23 protein-coding genes and 1 tRNA gene are annotated in these 21101 nt (G+C 40.5%); 11 read left to right on the top strand and 13 right to left on the bottom strand.

Translation table 11 applies throughout. The features are described 5' to 3' along the window. Positions 1–101 precede the first annotated feature (101 nt). Both gndA and ACSBOP_RS07735 read right to left on the bottom strand, forming a co-directional pair. A complete protein-coding gene (gene gndA / locus ACSBOP_RS07740) occupies positions 102–1514 on the bottom strand; it encodes an NADP-dependent phosphogluconate dehydrogenase (RefSeq protein WP_442603842.1) in 1413 nt (470 codons plus the stop codon). A 256-nt stretch (positions 1515–1770) separates the two neighbouring features. Further along, positions 1771–2367, bottom strand: a complete 597-nt coding sequence (locus ACSBOP_RS07735) for a hypothetical protein (protein WP_442603841.1) — start codon at positions 2365–2367, stop codon at positions 1771–1773. Positions 2368–2613: 246 nt separating this feature from the next. Here ACSBOP_RS07735 and ACSBOP_RS07730 point away from each other — a divergent pair, with 246 nt between their 5' ends. Beyond that, complete coding sequence (locus ACSBOP_RS07730) at positions 2614–3240, top strand: YktB family protein (protein ID WP_442603840.1); 627 nt, start codon at positions 2614–2616, stop codon at positions 3238–3240. Between the two features lie 110 nt (positions 3241–3350). Further along, the gene (locus tag ACSBOP_RS07725) at positions 3351–4007 is read left to right on the top strand and encodes a hypothetical protein (RefSeq protein ID WP_442603839.1); all 657 of its coding nucleotides are present in this window, start codon (positions 3351–3353) and stop codon (positions 4005–4007) included. A gap of 59 nt (positions 4008–4066) precedes the next feature. Here the strand turns inward: ACSBOP_RS07725 and ACSBOP_RS07720 are convergent, their stop codons facing one another. Continuing rightward, positions 4067–4354 (bottom strand): hypothetical protein, encoded by a 288-nt coding sequence (locus ACSBOP_RS07720; protein WP_442603838.1) that lies wholly within the window; start codon positions 4352–4354, stop codon positions 4067–4069. 104 nt (positions 4355–4458) lie between these two features. Then, positions 4459–5619, bottom strand: a complete 1161-nt coding sequence (locus ACSBOP_RS07715; protein ID WP_442603837.1) for an MFS transporter — start codon at positions 5617–5619, stop codon at positions 4459–4461. Between the two features lie 194 nt (positions 5620–5813). On the opposite strand from ACSBOP_RS07715, the gene ACSBOP_RS07710 reads away from it, so the two are divergent. Further along, the gene (locus tag ACSBOP_RS07710) at positions 5814–7283 is read left to right on the top strand and encodes an aminotransferase class I/II-fold pyridoxal phosphate-dependent enzyme (protein ID WP_442603836.1); all 1470 of its coding nucleotides are present in this window, start codon (positions 5814–5816) and stop codon (positions 7281–7283) included. Positions 7284–7369: 86 nt separating this feature from the next. After that, a complete protein-coding gene (locus tag ACSBOP_RS07705; RefSeq protein ID WP_442603835.1) occupies positions 7370–7789 on the top strand; it encodes a DUF1885 family protein in 420 nt (139 codons plus the stop codon). Between the two features lie 54 nt (positions 7790–7843). On the opposite strand, the gene ACSBOP_RS07700 is transcribed toward ACSBOP_RS07705, so the two are convergent. The 3 genes from ACSBOP_RS07700 to ACSBOP_RS07690 form a co-directional block, all read right to left on the bottom strand. Further along, positions 7844–8155 (bottom strand): DUF1292 domain-containing protein, encoded by a 312-nt coding sequence (locus ACSBOP_RS07700; protein ID WP_442603834.1) that lies wholly within the window; start codon positions 8153–8155, stop codon positions 7844–7846. A gap of 112 nt (positions 8156–8267) precedes the next feature. Further along, positions 8268–8900 carry a stalk domain-containing protein gene (locus ACSBOP_RS07695; RefSeq protein WP_442603833.1) on the bottom strand — a complete coding sequence of 211 codons (633 nt, stop codon included), beginning with the start codon at positions 8898–8900 and terminating at the stop codon, positions 8268–8270. A 111-nt stretch (positions 8901–9011) separates the two neighbouring features. Further along, positions 9012–9896: an alpha/beta hydrolase gene (locus ACSBOP_RS07690; RefSeq protein WP_442603832.1), complete on the bottom strand. Its 885-nt coding sequence runs from the start codon at positions 9894–9896 to the stop codon at positions 9012–9014. A 97-nt stretch (positions 9897–9993) separates the two neighbouring features. On the opposite strand from ACSBOP_RS07690, the gene ACSBOP_RS07685 reads away from it, so the two are divergent. After that, positions 9994–10761, top strand: a complete 768-nt coding sequence (locus ACSBOP_RS07685) for an MBL fold metallo-hydrolase (protein WP_442603831.1) — start codon at positions 9994–9996, stop codon at positions 10759–10761. 95 nt (positions 10762–10856) lie between these two features. After that, the gene (locus ACSBOP_RS07680; RefSeq protein WP_442603830.1) at positions 10857–12476 is read left to right on the top strand and encodes an ATP-binding protein; all 1620 of its coding nucleotides are present in this window, start codon (positions 10857–10859) and stop codon (positions 12474–12476) included. On the opposite strand, the gene ACSBOP_RS07675 is transcribed toward ACSBOP_RS07680, so the two are convergent. Next, on the bottom strand, positions 12473–12916 hold the full coding sequence (locus ACSBOP_RS07675; protein WP_442603829.1) for a GNAT family N-acetyltransferase: 444 nt from the start codon (positions 12914–12916) through the stop codon (positions 12473–12475). The genes ACSBOP_RS07680 and ACSBOP_RS07675 overlap by 4 nt on opposite strands. Before the next feature lie 86 nt (positions 12917–13002). Further along, complete coding sequence (locus ACSBOP_RS07670) at positions 13003–13560, bottom strand: superoxide dismutase family protein (RefSeq protein WP_442603828.1); 558 nt, start codon at positions 13558–13560, stop codon at positions 13003–13005. 122 nt (positions 13561–13682) lie between these two features. Between ACSBOP_RS07670 and ACSBOP_RS07665 the strand changes: the two genes are divergently transcribed. Together ACSBOP_RS07665 and ACSBOP_RS07660 are read left to right on the top strand one after the other, a co-directional pair. Beyond that, positions 13683–13755: transfer RNA gene (locus tag ACSBOP_RS07665), tRNA-Val, on the top strand. Between the two features lie 613 nt (positions 13756–14368). Beyond that, positions 14369–15847, top strand: a complete 1479-nt coding sequence (locus ACSBOP_RS07660) for an Lsa family ABC-F type ribosomal protection protein (RefSeq protein ID WP_442603827.1) — start codon at positions 14369–14371, stop codon at positions 15845–15847. Positions 15848–16119: 272 nt separating this feature from the next. Here ACSBOP_RS07660 and ACSBOP_RS07655 read toward each other — a convergent pair whose 3' ends face one another. The 3 genes from ACSBOP_RS07655 to ACSBOP_RS07645 form a co-directional block, all read right to left on the bottom strand. After that, entirely contained in the window at positions 16120–16683 is a 564-nt protein-coding gene (locus tag ACSBOP_RS07655) for an IS3 family transposase (RefSeq protein ID WP_442603826.1), read from the bottom strand. A 395-nt stretch (positions 16684–17078) separates the two neighbouring features. Continuing rightward, a complete protein-coding gene (locus ACSBOP_RS07650) occupies positions 17079–17180 on the bottom strand; it encodes a sporulation protein YjcZ (RefSeq protein ID WP_442603825.1) in 102 nt (33 codons plus the stop codon). Positions 17181–17374: 194 nt separating this feature from the next. Then, complete coding sequence (locus ACSBOP_RS07645) at positions 17375–17476, bottom strand: sporulation protein YjcZ (protein ID WP_442603824.1); 102 nt, start codon at positions 17474–17476, stop codon at positions 17375–17377. Between the two features lie 255 nt (positions 17477–17731). On the opposite strand from ACSBOP_RS07645, the gene ACSBOP_RS07640 reads away from it, so the two are divergent. Further along, on the top strand, positions 17732–17833 hold the full coding sequence (locus ACSBOP_RS07640) for a YjcZ family sporulation protein (protein ID WP_442603823.1): 102 nt from the start codon (positions 17732–17734) through the stop codon (positions 17831–17833). A 199-nt stretch (positions 17834–18032) separates the two neighbouring features. Further along, positions 18033–18251 carry a DUF3951 domain-containing protein gene (locus ACSBOP_RS07635; protein WP_442603822.1) on the top strand — a complete coding sequence of 73 codons (219 nt, stop codon included), beginning with the start codon at positions 18033–18035 and terminating at the stop codon, positions 18249–18251. Here ACSBOP_RS07635 and ACSBOP_RS07630 read toward each other — a convergent pair. Beyond that, entirely contained in the window at positions 18248–19603 is a 1356-nt protein-coding gene (locus ACSBOP_RS07630; RefSeq protein ID WP_442603821.1) for a Na+/H+ antiporter NhaC family protein, read from the bottom strand. The two genes, ACSBOP_RS07635 and ACSBOP_RS07630, sit on opposite strands and share 4 nt — an antisense overlap. Positions 19604–19722: 119 nt before the next feature. Between ACSBOP_RS07630 and ACSBOP_RS07625 the strand changes: the two genes are divergently transcribed. Continuing rightward, positions 19723–20871 (top strand): hypothetical protein, encoded by a 1149-nt coding sequence (locus ACSBOP_RS07625; protein ID WP_442603820.1) that lies wholly within the window; start codon positions 19723–19725, stop codon positions 20869–20871. Positions 20872–21101 lie beyond the last annotated feature (230 nt).

Here is a 21101-nt window from a genome sequence, read left to right as displayed (position 1 = left end):
TCAAAAAAACTTTCCAATATCATACCTCTTTTTATCCGATAAAAAAAGTGATTGTGGCAGATTCCTGCACGCAGAATCGACCCCAATCACTTTATGAATAATTAATTATTTAACCAGTTGTAATGGAACACGCCTTCTTTGTCCACGCGATTGAACGTATGTGCGCCGAAGTAGTCGCGCTGTGCTTGAAGCAGGTTCGCAGGCAAGCGCTCAGAACGGTAGGAATCAAAGTAAGCAATTGCAGAAGCAAATGCCGGTACTGGAATACCACGTGTAACTGCGATTGCAATTACATTTCTCCACGCATCTTGGTAGTTCTCAACAATATTTTTGAAGTACTCATCAAGAAGCAAGTTCTTCAGCCCTGGCTCACGATCGTACGCATCCATAATGTTCTGTAAGAAACGAGCACGGATGATGCAGCCACCACGGAAAATTTTTGCGATGGAGCTGTACTGCAAGTCCCAATTGTATTCTTCAGAAGCTGCTCTCATTTGAGCAAAGCCTTGCGCGTAAGAACAAATCTTACTTGCATATAACGCTTTACGTACAGCTTCAACAAATTCGTTCTTATCGCCATCAAATGCATTAACAGTTGGTCCAGTCAATACTTTAGAAGCTGCTACACGCTCTTCTTTCATCGCAGAGATGAAACGAGAGAATACGGACTCTGTAATAATGGAAAGCGGTACACCTAGATCAAGCGAGCTTTGGCTTGTCCATTTTCCAGTTCCTTTTTGACCTGCCGTATCCAAGATCACATCGACCATTGGTTTGCCTGTTTCTTCATCATATTTCGTGAAAATATCTCTTGTAATTTCAATGAGGTAAGAGTCAAGTTCACCATTATTCCACTCTGAGAAAATTTCGTGAAGCTCAGGTGCAGATAGACCCACAACATCTTTTAATAATTGATATGCTTCACAAATTAACTGCATATCCCCATACTCGATACCGTTATGCACCATTTTAACATAGTGACCAGCACCGTCTGGTCCAATATACGTACAGCAAGCATCTTCGCCCACTTTAGCAGAGATTGCAGTAAGAATTGGTTCTACCAACTCATATGCATCTTTCTGGCCACCTGGCATAATCGCAGGACCGTTAAGCGCGCCTTCTTCACCACCTGATACACCAGAACCGATAAAGCGGAAGCCTTTAGCTTGTAGATCTTTATTACGACGAACAGTATCAGGGAAATAAGCATTACCACCATCAATGAGGATATCGCCTTCATCAAGTAGTGGAACTAAACCTTCTATTGTTGCATCAGTTGGGCCGCCTGCTTTAACCATGATTAAGATCTTGCGCGGCTTCTCTAATGATTGTACGAACTCTTCTAATGTGAAAGTGCCGATTAGCTGCTTACCAGCTGCTTCCTCGAGCAATTCTTTCGTTTTTTCAGCTGAACGATTGAATACGGATACAGTATAGCCTCTACTTTCAATATTCAAAGCGAGGTTTTTACCCATAACTGCTAGTCCAATAACACCGATTTGTCCTTTTGACATATGCTGTGACACCTATCCTTCCCTATTTATAGCTTCTAGCAATATTAATATTTACCGCGAGCTATTCTTATCTCTAAAATAACGTTCCCGTAAAAGGATTATTCATCCTGTTACGTAATACCTAATCTTGTTATCTCTAGATGATAAACTTTGGGGTAAAGGAATGTCAATTTCTTCGTTCATACCGCACAAATAAACCCGGATGCCAATTCGAGATGGTCCGGGTTATTTCTCATCATATTCGACTCGACTTCTTTCACATCTCAAGTAACAGCATCTCCTGTCTCAGCTCAGCAAGCCGCTTTTTACAAGATTGAATCGCCTTCGTGTCACCTTGATTAATCGCATCTGCTAATGTAGAAAGCTCATAATCAAGTTCCAAACGCAGTACAGGGATTCGCTCATCCGTTCGCTTAGAACGAAATGCTTTGATCATATCCTCGATAGATACAACAGGTTCTTTTTGAAACAACACCTTGTGCTCCACCCCAGTAATCTCAACCATGCGAATCGTTTCCCCGAACATAATGTTTTCAATGAGTACTTGGCGATCGCGAAACCGCTTCACAATGGCATGACCCCGGGTATCTCCGATCAGCTTCTCCATCATTTCCACAAGCTTTTCGTCGCGGAAGGAGTAATTACCTACAATTTTATAACGTTCACCGATCCGCTCAAACTTCAATTTGACAAGTTTACGCCCAGATCGAATGGACACAATAAATTGCCCTTCATTCTCACTCCAATATAACGAATACCCTTCTTGAATCAATGCTTTAATGAAATTACGGATTCGCCGGCGATCAAAACGGAGCTCAAGGTTGCAGTATTCAACTTCATTGTTTTTACTCACGGCAATTCCTCCTTGGCGCGTGACATACTTGAAACCCTCTTCAGAACTAAATCATTCATTTAGACAAACTTATGATTTAAGATATCTTATTAAGATTCATATGTATCTGTAACTTGGTCCTTGACATATTTTTCAAAGAAAATGGGCTATAATTCAGGTATTCTTCACGATTGGGCCAAGCACGGGGCTATACGTTCGGTGTTGTGCTATAATTTGAAGATCATAGAACAACCAGGAGGAGCCAGAATGACTACATTCCCAACATTTTCAGATGAAGATTTCGATGTTTTCCATATTCCAGGACTTGAACCAAGAATGGATGCATTAATTGCAACCGTTCGTCCCAAATTATTTACCCTAGGCGACGCACTTAGCCCCTACTTGTCTACACTTTGCGGCGAAGAGATGTTTCCTCATGTAGCCAAGCATGCACGTCGTAAAGTCCATCCTCCTAATGACACATGGGTTGCTTGGGCTCCAAACAAGCGTGGCTATAAAGCACACCCCCATTTTCAAGTTGGCCTATGGTCTACTCATGTATTTGTTCAATTTGCAATCATCTATGAATGTGAGAATAAGAATACATTCGCACGTCACCTCAGCGATCATTTATCTGAAATCCAGGCATCCATACCGAATCATTTCTTCTGGTCCATTGATCATATGCAGCCAGAAACCACACCACATGCTGAAATGTCTAGCGAAAAATTTGATAACCTGATTCATCGCTTGGAACATGTAAAGAAATCTGAAGTATTATGTGGCCTTGAAATTCGTAAAGATGACCCTGTCCTACATGAACCAGAAAAACTTCACGCTCTAATTGAGGATACATTCCTTAAAGTTGTACCGCTTTACCGATTGTCTTTCTAATAGAGTGTTTAAAATTTATGTTATTTTAAGGTTCCTTTAAAGTAAAAAGTTGTAAGTATGTCCACACTATGGAATGTGCAACCCAATCAACTTCAAAGGAGAACCTTAAGATGCAAGTAAACTTTAAGACAAGCAGGGTAGTCCGTACATTAGCACTAACCTTAGCGGTAACCGCAATTTCTATGGGAGCAGTACAGCAAATGGCATATGCAGAAAATGCAGCACCAAGTCAGGTGCATTCAGACAGCCACAACGGTCATCGCGAGTGGCACCATCCCTTCCTAGATGATGCTGCACAAGCACTAGGTATGCAGCAAGATGCTGTTCGTGAGCAGCTCCAAGCTGGAAAGAGTCTTAGTGATATAGCCATTGAAAAAGGAATTTCTGCTGAGAAGCTTAAATCCTCCATCCTTGATAAACAATCATCACGCATTGATGCATCTGTAAAATCAGGATCTTTATCAGCAGACAAAGCCAAAGAATTCAAAAGCAAAATGAGTGCTAGAATAGACAAAATGATTCAGCACAAAGGGATGTGGCATAACCACCATCATGCAGCAAGGTTGTTTCCATCCACAGAGAAGTTATCCAAAAAACTAGGTATCACCCAAGATGATATACGTCAAAAGATGAAAAACGGTCAATCTCTTGCCGAAATTGCGCAAGAACGCGGTATGAACAAGACCCAACTTATTCAATTCATTCAAGAGGATTTAACCCCTGAAATTGAAAAAATGATTGATCGTAAGCCTACGAAACAACCATAACGCAAAAAGGAGCTGTCCGAGGGTCATTTCAGACCTTTGGAACAGCTCCTTCATTTTCTTTAAATTAATGCGATTGCAAGCAATGTAAACAAAGACAGCGGAACAATCGCGCTGTTCCAGCCCCAGAATCCAAAGCCACTAATGTGTGCCTGTTGTTCTCCTCTAATGTGTGCACGACCACCACAACCGCAACCGTTTCCCCCAAATGGTCTAATAAACACATGGTCTTGATCAACCCTTACAATCATTCCTTCATGAATACGCCCATCATTGGTATGAATACGGACGTTACGACCGTGAAATTGATTGCAAAGACCAAAAGCTTGTGAAACATGCATACATGACATATATGACACCTCCTGAGCATTTAAGACAGTATATGTCTACAATCCGAGGAGGGCATGGACATGAGCAGGAAGTCATTCGCCGTTTATTGTGAAGTGCGAATCACCTATACTGTACGCTGTCGATCTAGACGAATAAAGCGTGCCAGAAGGACCAACGCTCCTAAACAAAGCACAGCTCCGATAATATACGGTAATGTAACATTAAACGTATAGACAAATCCGCCAAGCAATGGGCCAATAATTCGACCGAGGGAGTCCATGGATGAACTTAGTCCTGTCGTTACCCCTTGAGCCACTTTCGTTTTCTGCGTTAAAAGGGACGTCACACATGGACGAATCAATGCATTACCCGCTCCGAACACAGACAAGTAGATTGCTGCCGTCCATACACTGGATGAGAACAACAACAGTATAAATCCGAGTGCTGACAAAATTAAACCAATTGCGATCACACGCTGCTCTGCACCATTTTTCACGAGTCTACGGATCAAACCGCCTTGAATAATCGCCCCAACGATTCCGCTTACGAGGAACATAATACCAATATCACTAGGTGTTGCCCCGATTTTTTGCATTTCAAAATACTGCAAAGTCGCTTCTAATCCTGCTAAGGTGAATGTCACAAAGAAAGATAATACATATAGATATTTTAAAGATCCTGCAAAAGCAGTCCAACGAGATACACGCGGTTCACTGCTTGATCTACGTTTCTCAGGTGGAAGGGATTCTTTAAGTACAACAAAAGCAAAGACAAAAGATGCTAGTGCTAATCCTGCCGACACGAAGAACGGCACTTGATAACCATATCGGCTGAGCAAGCCGCCAATTGCTGGACCAAATATGAATCCTAAACCAATTGACATCCCAACAAGCCCCATACCTTTGGTCCGATTCTCAGCTGTAGTAATATCTGCCACATAAGCGACTGCACATGCCGTAGCAGCACCTGAGAACAAGCCTCCTAGAATACGTGAGATATACATGAGCCATAAGTGATCTTGTCCAATTGCAAAAATGAAAAAAGAAACTGCGAAACCGATCAAGCCAGTCAGGATGATGGGACGACGACCAATACGGTCGGATAACGCCCCCCAAAAAGGTGACATCAAGAACGATGAAAGTGAATAAACCGACAACAACATAAAATTATGAAACTTGTCTGCCCCACTATGGATAATGACCTCTGGCATAATTGGAATAATAACTCCAAAACCAATAAAGATCGTCATCAGAAGCAGCATGATAACGCCCATTTGCTTATTCATATGTATCTCCCTACTTTTATCTCAATATTTCTGTTCATCGTACCATAATCTTTTTGTGAATAAAATGAACAACTCAAGAACAGTTGGTAACTATTTTTTTGGAAAATAACTTGCATGTCGCCCCCTTTTTGATATACTCAATTTGTTTGTTAAAAAAAGCACCAAGACTACCGTATAGAAGGGAAGATTTATTGATGGACCATAACCGCACTCCGCTTTTCTCCGCGCTGCAGGATCATGCGAAGAAAAACCCATTGCAATTCCATATCCCAGGTCATAAAAAGGGGGTCGGCATGGACCCTGAATTTCGCGAATTTATCGGAGATAATGCCTTGTCAATTGACTTAATTAATATAGCTCCACTCGATGATTTGCACCAACCTACTGGTGTAATTGCTGAAGCACAGCAACTTGCTGCCGACGCATTTGGTGCTGACCACACATATTTCAGTATTCAAGGAACAAGTGGCGCGATTATTACTATGATTATGTCTGTATGTTCAGAAGGCGATAAGATTATCGTTCCACGTAACGTACACAAATCAATTATGGCTGCTATTATTTTTGCTGGGGCAAAGCCTGTATTCATCTCCCCTGTTCGTGACAAAAACTTAGGCATCGACCATGGAATTACGACTCGTGCAGTTCGTAAAGCATTGGAAAAGCACCATGACGCTAAGGCGGTACTTGTCATTAATCCAACTTATTATGGCGTAGTGACGCATCTTAAAGAAATCGTAGATCTGGTTCACTCTTATGATCTGCCAGTTCTGGTCGATGAAGCACACGGTGTACTCATCCATTTCCATGACAAACTGCCGACGTCTGCCATGCAAGCCGGTGCAGATATGGCCGCAACAAGCGTTCATAAATTAGGAGGCTCTTTGACTCAAAGCTCAGTGCTTAACGTACAAGGACCACGTGTAAACACAAAGAGAATCCAGACAATTATGAGTATGCTCACAACGACCTCTACTTCCTATATTCTACTTGCTTCACTAGATACAGCACGTCGTCAGCTTGCAACGCGCGGGTATGAAATTGCGGAGAAAGCTATTGAGCTTGCACAATACGCTCGTAACGCAATCAACGAGATTCCTGGATTGTATTGTTTTGGAGAAGAGCTGCTTGGTCAAGAAGCAACATACGCTTATGACCAGACAAAAGTGACGATTCATGTTCGCCATCTTGGATTAACTGGCTATGATGTTGAGAACTGGCTTCGCGACAACTACAATATTGAAGTTGAGATGAGTGATATGTACAACATCCTGTGCTTAGTGACTTCTGGTGATCATAAAGAAAACATCGACACCCTACTAACTGCACTCAAGCACCTATCTGACGAGCATATTGCAGATGCAAAAGCACATGAGCTTGTTGTTACAATTCCTGAGATTCCGCAGCTTTCACTCTCTCCACGTGATGCCTTCTATGGAGAAACAGAAGTTGTGCCACTCAAAGAATCAGCTGGTCGTATTATTGCAGAATTCATCTATGTGTATCCACCAGGCATTCCAATCTTACTGCCAGGAGAAGTGATCTCTCAAAGCAATATTAACTATATCGTAGAACATGTCGAAGTCGGACTCCCTGTTAAAGGTCCTGAAGATCGATCCTGCGAGTTCGTTAAAGTCATTGTCGAGACAAAGGCTATTGATTAAACAATATTGTCAAAGCACGCTTTAGAATGCTATGATGTTACTATCTTTTGGATCCAATTACCATTTATTTAGGCAGGAGTGTTACCATGAGTCAAAGTGCTTATATTCGGTTTGTAAGTGGTTCTACCGCTCAATCCTTAACACTGGACGAGCTCAAAGAACAACTGCTCGATTACCGTGAACAACTGTCCAAAACAGGTAAACAACTAGATTGGGAATACGATGAAGCTGGATTTCCATACACCATCCAAGACAAACCTGAAGCTGAGGGCAAATGGTTTTACCTCAAGGGAACAGAAAGGCAGTACAAATATATCGTACTTGGTGTAGGCAGCCTACTTGAGAACGAGACGGAAGTACATTTTGTACAGTTGGTGCTACCAGATGATTCAACCCATGGAGATAAATCCAAAGGCAATGAACTATGTAAATACTTAGCAAAAAAATTCAAAGCGGAATTGCAATTATTCAATGGTCGTACGATGTATTTTAATCCAAGAAAATAAACAGAATCAAAAAAGCCCCGAACTTTCTTAACGAAAGGTATCGGGGCTTTATTTTTAGTTGGTTTCGCCATCGTTTGCTACGATTTCTTCATAAATCGCAACAACACGCGTCCATTCTTCTTCATCTTCGATATTCACAAGGAAAGCATCGTCATCTTCTTCTTCGACTCGGAAAATAACACCGTCTGCTTCTGGATCATTACGATCCAACAAAACCGCATAAGCTTGGTCCTGTGACTCGAACGTATAAACCATCACCATTTCATGTTCTTTGCCTTCTTCATCCGTAACTATAAAGATATCTTCGTCGTGCTCATGGTCGTGTTCACAGTCAGGGCCGTGGACGTGATCGTGTTTATCGCTCATGTCTGAACCTCATTTCTATAATAATTTTCTGTTTTCCAAGTTATCGTAACATTTTCCCAAATGCAGGTCAAACCTCAAATGTTTCGTTAGAAACATGCTTCGGAAGCAGAAGTTATTGTGAAATAATATTTTTCTCCGATACGACTGTAAAATCATTTGTCCCAGACAACTTCATGGACAAATGAAGCTTATACGTCCCTGCTTCTTCAAAAGAGATGTTTTTCATTTTCATTGGATACCAAAATGAATCCTTCTGATCATCAACATCACTCTCATATGACGTCACATGTGCACCACTCGGAGCATAGATCGACACACGAATCGCAGACACCTTGGCTTTTAAGTTATCAACTTCAGCAAAGGCAACAAAATCTATGACTTCACCCTTCTTCACTACACCAAAAGGTGATTTGAGCGTATATTCGCCATTCTTGGATTGCGTAACATCTTTGACTAAAGAAATATGTACATTAGGCTTATAAATTTGCACGGTTTGATTCTCTTCATCCCATTTGACCATCGCATCCAGAGATTCCACGAGGGGGCGAAGCGGCAGCATTGCTGCACCTTTTATCGAAATAGCCGGGGCTTCTGAGTTGCTAAAGTCGGTCTCTTTTTCATTTACCGTCACTTTAATCTTATTGTAGCCATCGTATGTGCCCCACATCGTCCGTGCTGCAACATCAACAGTGCCCATCATCAAAGTACCAACCAGTACGAGGGCAAGTAAACGTCGAGCTTTCATATCATAAACTCCTCCTCTTTGTATCTATTGCATATTTGTGAAATGATACGTACCAACAAATATACCGATGCAAATTTATACTCGGAAATAGTCTTATAGTTGCGCACCAATCTATACTTTATGTAAAAATTTAAGAACCCGTTCTAAATATTCCTGGGGCTGTAATCGATATGTCCCAACATGTGGAGCCTTTTGTGTCCGCCAGAACTCGAATATATCTGGATGCACTTCCCATAGTTGTTCACTCTCTGTTGAAGGAATCGCCTCATCTGCATCACTGTGAATAAAGAGAATAGGACGAGGATAGATACCATTCACTGCTATGAAGCCATCCACATGTTTCTCCTTAATCCCCGTTATTAAAGGCAGAATCGCCATAATAAGCCAAGTGAAAGGAAAGTGTGGTAAACCTGACCAATAGGATAAATTTTTTGCTAAGTAACGCTTTAGCTGGCTGAAGGGGCTATCTGCAATAACACCTGAGACCCGAGTATCCTCAGCGGCTGCAAGTAATGAAGTCATCGCCCCCATGGAGTAACCAATTAATACGATGCGTTTATGCGGGGATTGATGATTAACCCAATCAATCGCTCCTAATAAATCTTGCTTTTCCATATAACCGACAGTCGTCATCTTCCCTCCAGAGCGACCTGAGTTGCGAAAATCGAACATGAGAACATCATATCCATTTTGAATAAGCGATTTAGCAAGAGAAAGTATGGGAAGCCCCTCCTCCAATCGATTACCCGAATATCCATGTGCAAATATGAGCGTGACATCTTTTGGCTTTTCATTAGCAGGCATGTGCCATCCGCTTAATAGAACATCGCCTGACCTTGAAGAAAATGTGATATCATTAAACGTTAATCCATACTCCGATGGTGAACTTGTCACTCTCTTACGAACGGGATGCGTTAATTTCAAACCAACCCATACCGCTGGAATCACACAAGCGATAAAGACAAGAAGTATTGCACCAAATAATACCCAATACATGAACACACCTCCGCCCAACATAGCCAATTTTACTCTCTGCAAAATTACTCTCAAAATGATACAATTTGTACATCAAAATAATAAGCGAGGGATAACAATGAGCTTGCAAATCCAAATGATAGGAACTGGCAGTGCTTTTGCCAAATCCTATTTTAATAATAATGCCTTAATTCGTACAACTAATTTCCAATTATTAATCGATTGTGGCCATACAGCTGGCCGAGCTTTGCACCAAATGAACCTAAATGTAGCGGATATTGACGGCATACTTATTACTCACCTTCATGCAGATCATGTTGGAGGTCTGGAGGAATTTGCATTCCTTAGTCATTATACCCACCAAAAAAGAATAAAGTTATTCCTGCCCTCCACACTTGTTGATCCTTTATGGACCCATACATTGAAAGGTGGCTTGGAAGTAAAAGATGAACAGTTAACCGAGTTATCCAGTTATTTTGATATCGTGACGATGCAAGAAAATGTTCCTACGCAGATTTGCGATGAACTTACAATTGAACCTATTCAGACCCCTCACATTATAGGAAAACCTAGTTATTCACTTGTCATCAATCAAGATATATTCTATAGTAGCGACACCCGTTTTCAAGAACAATTCCTCTTGCATGAAATATGTGGAAATCGCAAATGTAATCTTATTCTACACGATTGTCAGCTTCATGGCCCAGGAATCGTACATACAACACTCGATGAATTGTTGACATTACCAGCATCTATCCAATCTAAAATATATTTAATGCATTACAGCGATGATATGTCCACATTCATTGGTAAAACAGGGGAAATGACGTTTATTGAACAGCAACAATTGTATACCTACACCAACGGAAAATTGGAAAAAAAATAAAGTTTTTAACAAATTACTCCCTATTAGCAGGAATTTTCTGATAATTATAGAATCTTTACGTGTTGTTAAGAATGCTCGCTAATAGGGGTGATGATTTGCTTTTAAACCTCGCTTTTTATGTAAATGTAGCCTTTCTCGTAATCACTTCACTATTCATGCGGATCACCAATACACCCATTCTTTTCATCTTAAGTGCTATATTACTAATCGGGGTATTTCAAGCAACATCTAAGAAAACCTTCATGGTGTTACTTCGCGTACTTGTCGTATGTACATTTCACTATTTATCACTTTCGAATTGGTGCATCGTTTTATACTTTTTGTTGATTTGGAGAGACATTGATTTTTTATCCACAAAGATGAGAATGATTCTCGCATTTTTCATCTACAGTTTCTCTTACGAAGTACTATCTTTTCTTGTAGTTCATGATAATGTTCAACATGCGAATTCAACGTTTCAACTCATCTATAATATCATCTTTTTTGGTACAACCATTATCTTGCTCCATGTTGTTTTACAATCTACAACCCTCACACAACGACTCCATTTAGAAAAGAATCAATTAATCACTCAAGACCCGCTTACTGGACTATTTAATTATGAAGAATACCATCGAAAACTGGATTGTTTACTAAGTGCACAAGCTTCGAATACACTTCTGATCTTGATCGATTGCACGGACTTAAAGTCGATGAACACCTCGCAAGGTTTTCAGGCCGGTAATCTCATCTTGCAGCAGGCTGCTGATATTTTAAAAGAATTATTCCATGATGCACGCATCATCGCACGATATGGTGGAGACGAATTTGCTATTACCCTGCATTACGAAGATGAAGAACAAACCATTCAGAAAGTCCAACAAAATCTTAATATCGATTTACCAAATCGAATTGGAATGAATGTAACATATGGATTTGCAATGTCCCCTAAGAATGGAAAAACGAAGGATGAGCTAATCTCTGTTGCTGAAAGTAATCTTTTTAATATGAAAAGAGACATTTGGCTAAAACGTGAAGAAAATATGCTTCGTTCGGAGAAATTAAAGGTTGTTGGGGAATTAGCATCAGGTATGGCCCACGAAATTCGAAATCCACTTACGACCATTAAAGGATTCCTACAAATTTCACAAGCAAATAACTACAATATTGAAAAATGGTTTCCGCTTATCATGGCTGAAATTACTCGAATGAACACACTGACAGCAGAGTTCCTCCAATTTTCTAAACCTCATGCGACTCAGCTGCAGTTACTTAGCTTGCAAGATTGTATTCACCGCGTTGTATCGCTGACAGAATCTGAAATTGTAAGGCTCGGATACCAAATGAACTTTATCCTTCCTGAAGAACCACTTCAAATCATGATGGATTCGGATAAAATTCTTCAACTGCTATTAAATCTTGTTAAAAATTGTTACGAAGCGCTCCGTGCTGATGGTTTTATCCTCATTCGATTGTATGAATCTCAGCAAATGGCAGTCATAGAAGTAGCTGATAATGGTAAAGGCATTTCAAGTGATGCTCTGGAAAAAATCTTCCATCCTTTCTACACTTCTAAACCAAACGGTACCGGCCTTGGACTTTCAATCTGCCATAAAATTGTACAAGAACATGATGGTGTTATAGAAGTAGAAAGTGTACAAGAAAAAGGAACCAAATTCACCATTCGGTTCCCGCTTGTTTCCACTGAAATATTTCCTATTCAAAACATTATTTAAAATTGCTTGGTCATTCGTACATGTGGAATACCCGCGTCATCAAATGGCTCATCCGAAATGACCACATAGCCTAATTTTTTGTAAAAAAGTTCTGCATGGCATTGTGCATCTAAGACAGATCCCGAGTACCCGAGATCCTTTGCAGCTTTTTCCATACCTAGAATAAGCTGATTTCCGATACTAAGCCCTCGAAAATTTTTTAGAACAGCTACGCGTTGAAGCTTAGCTGTATTTTCTTTATAAGGGATCCAACGCGCAGTTCCGGCTGGCTGCCCATTAGCAGTTACTAGAACATGATAACCTGCTTCAGGCGACGCATCATAGGAATCATATTCTAAATCTTGAGGAACACCCTGTTCAACTACAAAAACCTCTTTTCGTATTTGAAAACATTGTTGTAATTGTTCATCCGTTGTTATGTTAATCATTTCCAATTGCATGCGTAATAACAGCCTCCCTTTTCAAGTGAAAGTAACGTCCATTTTATCGCAATCAAGGGACGGCTGTCCATTCGAATTCATATTTCCTAATGAATCACACCACAAGCTATTCTGGCACCTGAATTACCAGCAGGGTCTGTAATCATATCATCGGCTTTTTCATGTATCATAAGTGAAGTTCCGTCTTTTTTCATGAGTGAGTTGAATTCATTAGGCTGAAGTGTCACCATTTTAGTCACAAACTCCATCGCAGCTTTCCCATCTTCGCCCACTACTAAATTCGGTAAATCGCCTGCATGAGGTCCTTTCGGATTCTTTAGACCGTGATGTTTGTGTAAAGGATTAAAATGGGCGCCTGCTGAAGCGAAATCTGGACCTTCACACTTGCCTGTCTCATGAAAATGGATACCATGTTCACCTGGAGTCAAATTGCTCACAATCACTTTTATGTGTAGGCCATCCTTCTCTTGCGAAAAACTGGCATCACCAATTTTTTCACCTTTTCCATTCTTAATTTCGACTTGGATTGGTGCTATCACACCCGGTTCATTCCAAGCAACAGCATTTGTAGACGCGGCCCCAAAAGAACTTGCCAAAAGTAATAACGCTGATGTAATCGATGTCTTCTTTAACCACTTATTCATGTTGTTAACCTCCACCAGTAGATTCCAAGTGATATTATTTACTCCAGACATGCTAATTATTCGCATGAAATGGTTGACAATGCCTAGTATAATTTGCTATTATTCTCTTTGTAACTTCATACGATCTGATAGCTCAGCCGGGAGAGCGCTATCTTGACAGGGTAGAGGTCGTGGGTTCGATCCCCGCTCAGATCATACATTATTAAAAACCGCGTAGTAGCAACGTTTTCATAAGATAGACCAACGTTGGACAATACGCAGGGTACAGGTCAAGCTCTATACTGATATCCGCTCCGTGTATAAACCTCTCATTCGTAATCTTACGATTGAGAGGTTTTTTAATTGACTGAGGAAATGGATAAACGCGCAGGAAAGAGGATGAAAACAGATCGGACACGTGAAGCCTGTGGAGCGGTCCATCCCGACATCGTCCGCACATTTTTTTTCCTAAAGATTTGGTTACTTACATAATGGGAATTGCAAAAGGAAGCAGCATATCTCACGGAATATATCTAGGTGATATTAACTAGAAACTCATTTATTGAAAATTCATAATAAGGATGATATAATTCTCATAAATTAATGACTGGAGTTGAAAGTATAATGTAGAATTTCTTGCTAACGATAAAACAGTAAAAGCGATATTTTTCGCGTGTTTTATTTTGTATGCAAGAAAGTTACATTATCTTTCACTCAAACAATATATCCTTATTTAGCTCCGTCCTGGGGTTGATTAACTGTATTTATTTGAGCTACAAGAATGTAACTTTCTTGTAGCTTTTATTTTTTCATACAGGAGGATAATTTTATGTCATTAATAAATGTTACAAACCTGACGTTTGCCTATGAAGGAAGTTACGATAACATTTTTGAAAATGTAAATTTCCAAATCAATTCCGATTGGAAATTGGGGTTTACAGGAAGAAATGGTAGAGGTAAGACGACATTTCTCAATTTGTTGCTTGGTAGATATGAATACAGTGGAAATATTTCTGCTAATGTCGGTTTTGAATATTTCCCTTTTCCTATTGAAAATAAAGAAAATAATACGCTTGATGTAATTAACGACATTTTTCCAGACTATGTTCACTGGGAATTAATGCGTGAGCTTTCATTATTAAAGGTTTCTGAGGATGTTTTATATCGGCCATTTGATTCATTATCTAACGGAGAGCAAACGAAAGTTTTACTGGCTACTTTATTTATTAAGGAAAATAGTTTTCTGTTAATTGATGAACCAACCAATCATCTTGACATGAATGCAAGAAAACTGGTCAGTGATTATCTCAAATCTAAAAGCGGATTTATTTTGGTGTCTCACGACAGATCTTTTCTTGATAACTGTGTAGATCACATACTTTCAATTAATAAGACCAACATAGAAATACAAAAAGGTAATTTTTCAAGCTGGTGGGAAAATAAAATGAGGCAAGATAACTTTGAGCTTGCAGAGAACGAAAAACTTAGAAAAGACATTAAACGTTTGTCAGATTCCGCTAAACAGACGGGCAACTGGTCACATGAAGTGGAAAAAACAAAAAACGGAACAAGAAATTCCGGTTCTAAGGTAGATAAAGGATATATTGGCCACAAAGCTGCTAAAATGATGAAACGCTCTAAAGCTATTGAACAAAGACAGCAATCTGCTATTAATGAAAAGTCTAAACTCCTAAAAAATATCGAGAGCTCAGACAGCTTAGAGATTTCACAGCTTGCTTTTCATAAAAACCAACTCGCTGAACTTGATCATGTTTCCATTTTTTACGGTGAGAAGATCATTTGTGCAGATGTAAGTTTTACGATTGAGCAAGGTGAGCGAATTGCTCTTTCCGGAAAAAACGGCTCAGGAAAATCAAGTATCATCAAACTTATTTGTGGTGAGGATATTAACTATACAGGCACCTTCAGGAAGGACAGCCAATTGAGAGTATCCTACGTCTCACAGGACACATCCCATCTTCAAGGCAATTTATCCGACTATGCTGCATACAGCGGGATTGATGAAAGCCTTTTTAAATCGATTTTAAGAAAACTTGATTTTTCCAGAAGTCAATTTGAAAAGGATATTTCATCATTTAGTGGAGGACAAAAGAAAAAAGTATTGATTGCAAAAAGTCTTAGTGAGAATGTTCATTTGCATATTTGGGATGAGCCACTTAATTTTATTGATATTATTTCTCGTATGCAAATTGAAGAGTTACTGCTTAAATACTCACCAACCATTCTTTTTGTCGAGCATGATAGGGAATTTTGTGAAAATGTTGCAACAAAGATCATTGAACTCTGATTTTGTTTCTAACAAGAAAGTCGCCATACATTGGAGAGCCCTTACCAGATGCCTCGCAATTGTCGCACTTTCGGAATCATCGCTTTGGTGCAAGTCAAGTGGAAGACGTGTTGAAACAAGTGGTAAGTCAATGTGTGGAGAATGGACTCATTGAGAGTAAAACCATTATTTTGGATGCTACTCATACCCAAGCAAGCAGTCAAAAGCAGCTCGCCCTCGGATGAGTGAACTGTGACCCTATTTGTAGACAGTTTGAAAAAGAAGATCTTTGGTTAGGCGGTCAACAGATGACTTCTGAATTCATCAGGAGTCATCTGTTTTAATGTCCACTGGTAACGGCCGGAGTTGTAATACTCCATATAGTTGTTTACTCGCTCCCTTAATTCCTGAATGTTAATACACGTCTTGTACTCCAGCTCATCCTTCATATGACCGAAGAATGTCTCCATGGAGGCATTATCCCAGCAGTTTCCTTTACGGGACATGGATTGCTTAAAGTCTGCTCTGCTGACGAGCAGACGAAATTTGGGGTGGGTATAATGCATCCCCTGGTCAGAATGTAAGATAGCTTCAGGATGAATATTGCCATCCAGCCGATCTAGCAATTGCTCCATTGTCCGCTCTACCAGCGGTAGGGCTAAAGAGGAGGATAGGTAATGAGCCACAACTTGTCTTGTCGCTCCAGCTTTACCATCCAAAGCGTTAAAGTGCTTCTTGATAAGGAAAGCATCACGCTCGTCTGCCTCCTCTCGCAACTGTCTGGCTTCCTCAGCCGAAAGCCAGCGGTAATAACCGCTTAAACTCACACGGGCTAGCTTGCACAGGTAACGCGTCATTCGTTGCTGACCTTATTTACGAATACTTTGGTTGATGATTTGAAAGCGCTCGGAGGGTGTCAATGTTTCCTCTGCATCTTCTGCTTTTCGAGCGCCTTCAGCTTTTTAAAAAAGTCATTCTCCATCTCCAGTAGGAAAATTTCCATTGGGGTTTGACCTCCCTTATAGGTCTTAACCGCAGCAAGTTTAAACGTAGGCGAATACGTAATACTCTTCTGAACATCTTTGCAGCACCTCTCGTTTTGTTCATGAGTTCTTCCCCCGCTTTTTTTCCAATAGTTCGATTAAAACACAAATGACCCGCAAGAGGGTCACTTTTTTCAAAGTTTCCATCTTACGGGTCACAGTTCAGATGCTGATTTTTGCATATTTTATCTCTCTACATTTCCTTTTAGTTAGATAAAACAAGTACAAGAAATAATAACTAAAAGTATAAACAGAACCAAAATGGAACCTGTGGAAGTAAACAAGCCACGGCGTTCAAAGACATCTCCCATCTGTACCCCCCCCCTTCCATCCATTCGAGACATCATATGTCCTATGAACTTTCTCTGATTGGACGAACATACGAGGTTATTCGTTTATTTGGTTTATGGCAAAAGAAAAAGCACCAGTTGGGGTGCAATATTCGTCATCACTTTATTAGCTCAAAAAAGCCACTCGTATAGAGTGACCTTTAAAAACAACTTAGTTAGATAAAGCAAGTACAAGAGATAATAACTAATAGTATAAACAGAACCAAAATTGAACCGGTGGAAGTAAACAAGCCGCGACGTTCAAAGACTTCTCCCATTCGAAACCCTCTCTTCAGTCAAGATATAATATGTCAAATCATTTAAACGGATTGGATGAAAGTAACCCCTACCCTGTCAAGATAGGGCTCTTTTCAAAATTAATTCTCATTCATCTCCACGAATGCCTCAATCCAATTCATCACACCCTCAATATACTGAACTGTGGTCATGGGGTGTTAAACACAGTTCGCTCACATGAACCCACATTCAATACTCTCTCACGATTACGTGAATAGTGAAAGGAGCTGGGTTAAATGGGTGAAATTGGAGGATTTGGTGGATTTACTTCGACAGGTTCTATCTTAGTGCTTTTTATACTTTTAGTTATCATTAGCTGTACCGTATGTCGGTTCTAATTACGTCCAATTTGTAAGCAGGTTGAATAGAAAGATTTTTCGCTGTGGGTCTAATAAACTCACAGCTTTTTCCATTAGATTAATGGATCTGATTCCCCATACATCTCCTTTGGATCTTGCTTAAAGTATGTTAAAATAGGCATGACTTGCAAAAGAATTCGCAAATCGTGCCTATCACCTTAGTGTAAAGGAAGATACAATGGAAAATTTCACTCTTTACCTCACTCTTTCTCTAATCATACCTATCCTTGCACTACTCCTTATTATTTCAGTCAAAATCATTAAAGGCAAAAAGCTCCCCGATAGCAACTACACACCCTTTGACTATATTACCGGTCAAACAACGGTTGAATTCCATGAAGAAAAAGAGGCCAAAGAAGAAAACGACGATCAAGGCGATGATAAGGATCGCTATTAAAGATGTGCAGTTACATCCCTAACCTGCCTTTGTTTATTATGATCGTGATACCAAGACATACCTAAAGTGAATAAAGGCAAGCTCCACAGAAACACCGCATACCCACCATACTCCTCTAATGGAACCCCTATGATCGTCATACATAGAATCGCTAGCAAGTTCCATGGCACAAGTGCTGGGAACACGAGCGAAGTGTCTGCAACTACACGTGAGAGATGCTGCTGTGGGAATTTATTACTCCATAGTGGCAAAATGTTTCGTCCACTCATCATAATTGGCAATGTCTGTGTACAAGATAATAACCCTAACCCAAGACCGAACAAACCCGTACGCCACGTCGCGGACGCCATTGATGTTGAAGTACCAAGCAATTTTTGCATAAAAGGTTCGATCATACGTGTATCTTCTAATATCCCATTAAATGCCCCTGCCATTGCGATCAAAATAACAAGATCAATCATATGCACTAAACCCTTTGCATGTAAAAAAGGAATTAACACATTGTCATAACCTTCCCATAAGGTCTGTACCCATTGCCCCATACTCACACCCTGCAAAATAGAGCCTATGATTATCGCGGCCACTGTAGAGAGTAAGAATGCATACTTTGTTGGCAATCTCAATAATATTGCCCCTAATAGTAACACCAAAGGGATCCACGAATATGGACTATACGTGAAAAAGGTTGCGTATGTGCTCACATCGGTGAACACAGCTTGCGAACCCCATTTTCCAAACCAATCCTGAAGCCCGTAAACAATGACACAAGTAATGATTGCCATCATACTTGATGGTAGGAGTGCTTTTAGCTGAACGCTAACTGCATTGCCCGTGGATGAGGCGACCAACCGATGTGCGGATGAAAACGGTGATGTGCGATCACCAACAAATGCGCCCGATATGAGTGCCCCTGCAACAATTGGCAGTGGAATATGTAAAGAAGCCGCCACCCCCATGAGTGGGATGCCTACTGCACTCAATGTGCCTGTAGAAGTTCCAAGAATCATCGAAATCACACCTGAAAATAAGAAAGCGAAGGTTAAGAAATAAGCTGGATTTAATAAAGATAACCCTGCATCAATTAAAAATGGAATCGTGCCTGAAGCCGTCCATGCGGGAATTAGAACACCGACAAGCGAAAGAATCCACACGACTCCCTTCGTATGTTCGATCCCTTTAATCATCGCTGACCAAACTTCTTTGGATGACGTTCCACTTTTCACAGTCACTACGATAAGAAACACTAAACCAGCTGTGAAGCCAAGAGAAAGCGGCAATACCCAAACATAGGCCAGCAGTAGTCCCAGCACAGTTACAGCTACAATACCAATTACGCGTTTGGTCGATCGCATATTTTTAAATCACGTCCTTTTGACAATCTGGATCCATTGTACCAATAATTCGAAATAATTTGTGGACTTGTAACAAAAACTAGTGTACGAATGGATAAAGACGAAAGGCGTGTTCTTACATGAATGATAAACAACTTCATAAGAAATGGATCCGAGTACTGGGAAACATTTTACTTTTGTCAATAATCTGCACCATATGGTCTCCCAAGACTGCAACAGCAGCCGATAATCAGGTCGAGTTAACTGTACAATCTTCACCAACAGCAGCCTATAAAACAACACATGTCATAACAATCACGCATTTGCAAAAAAAACTTATACAAGCAGCGCGGACTCCTATTCCCTTTCCCGCACCGTATGCTGACACATATCTTACATTTAGAAAGAATCCGAAAAGCGCACACTATGCTGTCACGATGCAAGGTGAAGTTATAGACCTTGATCAAAGAACACTCCTGCAACTTGACCGCTCGACAACAGCTAGGCTGCGCCAAGAAATAGTTGAACTTCGTGCAAAGCACTACGGCAAGCTCATCAAATGGGACGATATTAATGTTTTACTACCCAAATATACGAAGTTTACAATTAAGGATTTAGAAACCGGACTACAATTTCAAGGACAGCGTCGTGCTGGAAGTGCGCATGCGGATGTCCAGCCTTTATCAAAAGCTGATTCCGCGATAATGAAGAAAATCTATGGGGGAAAGTGGAGCTGGCTTCGACGTGCCGTACTCATTCAGCACGAAGGTAACACTTGGGCAGGTTCTATGCACGGGATGCCCCATGGAGGGGACGGCATTCCTGATAATGATTTTAAAGGACACTTCTGTATTCATTTTGTAGGGAGTGTCACACATGGCAATCTAAAGCTTGACATTGCCCATCAAGCTATGACCTATTTGGCCGCAGGACAGCTACCTGCCTTTTTAGCAACACTTTCACCTGAGCAGCTAATCGAATTATGGACGATAGCTATTAATCGACAAGACACCGCCATATATGCAGCCGTTACAGGGCAGACGATGGAAAAAGTAGGTACCATTCCATTCACATCCGCTGTCCGCGCATCTAAATCTCAGAAAAGCAAGCCTACTTTAGTTAAAACCACTTTAGAACCATTTCAAACAACACTCTCTTCCGCTATTCGTTATTCATTAAATAACACAAAAAATAGTGGAAAGAAGCAAGCATCGCTTGAGTTTCTAATGGTCCATCCAGCTCTACCTGGGCACTGGGTTATTCAGGACATATCTTTTCCTAGAAAGTAATTGGCGTATAAAAAATAGACAAACAAAAAACTTCCCTCCAGCATAAATGCTTAAAGGGAAGTTTTTTGTTTCGTATGCCGAGGACCGGAATCGAACCGGTACGGTAGTCACCTACCGCAGGATTTTAAGTCCTTACTCGTATATTACGTCGTAGAAACCGCGTCGTTACGGGATTTATTCGTTTTCATGTTCGCCAGCCACACGAGGACCTCACCGTTCATTTAACGTTT

The organism is Paenibacillus sp. KN14-4R, assembly GCF_052180255.1.
Taxonomy (GTDB): Bacteria; Bacillota; Bacilli; order Paenibacillales; family NBRC-103111; genus Paenibacillus_AM.
The sequence above is the reverse complement of the archived record's forward strand: the minus strand, read 5'-3'. Positions and strand labels throughout refer to the sequence as shown.

Excerpts from the sequence above, each read along its gene's own strand:
- gndA (WP_442603842.1), bottom strand. The coding sequence starts at position 1,514 with ATGTCAAAAGGACAAATCGGTGTTATTGGACTAGCAGTTATGGGTAAA.
- ACSBOP_RS07730 (WP_442603840.1), top strand. The coding sequence starts at position 2,614 with ATGACTACATTCCCAACATTTTCAGATGAAGATTTCGATGTTTTCCAT.
- ACSBOP_RS07725 (WP_442603839.1), top strand. The coding sequence starts at position 3,351 with ATGCAAGTAAACTTTAAGACAAGCAGGGTAGTCCGTACATTAGCACTA.
- ACSBOP_RS07720 (WP_442603838.1), bottom strand. The coding sequence starts at position 4,354 with ATGTCATGTATGCATGTTTCACAAGCTTTTGGTCTTTGCAATCAATTT.
- ACSBOP_RS07715 (WP_442603837.1), bottom strand. The coding sequence starts at position 5,619 with ATGAATAAGCAAATGGGCGTTATCATGCTGCTTCTGATGACGATCTTT.
- ACSBOP_RS07710 (WP_442603836.1), top strand. The coding sequence starts at position 5,814 with ATGGACCATAACCGCACTCCGCTTTTCTCCGCGCTGCAGGATCATGCG.
- ACSBOP_RS07705 (WP_442603835.1), top strand. The coding sequence starts at position 7,370 with ATGAGTCAAAGTGCTTATATTCGGTTTGTAAGTGGTTCTACCGCTCAA.
- ACSBOP_RS07700 (WP_442603834.1), bottom strand. The coding sequence starts at position 8,155 with ATGAGCGATAAACACGATCACGTCCACGGCCCTGACTGTGAACACGAC.
- ACSBOP_RS07695 (WP_442603833.1), bottom strand. The coding sequence starts at position 8,900 with ATGAAAGCTCGACGTTTACTTGCCCTCGTACTGGTTGGTACTTTGATG.
- ACSBOP_RS07690 (WP_442603832.1), bottom strand. The coding sequence starts at position 9,896 with ATGTATTGGGTATTATTTGGTGCAATACTTCTTGTCTTTATCGCTTGT.
- ACSBOP_RS07685 (WP_442603831.1), top strand. The coding sequence starts at position 9,994 with ATGAGCTTGCAAATCCAAATGATAGGAACTGGCAGTGCTTTTGCCAAA.
- ACSBOP_RS07675 (WP_442603829.1), bottom strand. The coding sequence starts at position 12,916 with ATGCAATTGGAAATGATTAACATAACAACGGATGAACAATTACAACAA.
- ACSBOP_RS07670 (WP_442603828.1), bottom strand. The coding sequence starts at position 13,560 with ATGAATAAGTGGTTAAAGAAGACATCGATTACATCAGCGTTATTACTT.
- ACSBOP_RS07660 (WP_442603827.1), top strand. The coding sequence starts at position 14,369 with ATGTCATTAATAAATGTTACAAACCTGACGTTTGCCTATGAAGGAAGT.
- ACSBOP_RS07655 (WP_442603826.1), bottom strand. The coding sequence starts at position 16,683 with ATGACGCGTTACCTGTGCAAGCTAGCCCGTGTGAGTTTAAGCGGTTAT.
- ACSBOP_RS07650 (WP_442603825.1), bottom strand. The coding sequence starts at position 17,180 with ATGGGAGATGTCTTTGAACGCCGTGGCTTGTTTACTTCCACAGGTTCC.
- ACSBOP_RS07645 (WP_442603824.1), bottom strand. The coding sequence starts at position 17,476 with ATGGGAGAAGTCTTTGAACGTCGCGGCTTGTTTACTTCCACCGGTTCA.
- ACSBOP_RS07640 (WP_442603823.1), top strand. The coding sequence starts at position 17,732 with ATGGGTGAAATTGGAGGATTTGGTGGATTTACTTCGACAGGTTCTATC.
- ACSBOP_RS07635 (WP_442603822.1), top strand. The coding sequence starts at position 18,033 with ATGGAAAATTTCACTCTTTACCTCACTCTTTCTCTAATCATACCTATC.
- ACSBOP_RS07630 (WP_442603821.1), bottom strand. The coding sequence starts at position 19,603 with ATGCGATCGACCAAACGCGTAATTGGTATTGTAGCTGTAACTGTGCTG.
- ACSBOP_RS07625 (WP_442603820.1), top strand. The coding sequence starts at position 19,723 with ATGAATGATAAACAACTTCATAAGAAATGGATCCGAGTACTGGGAAAC.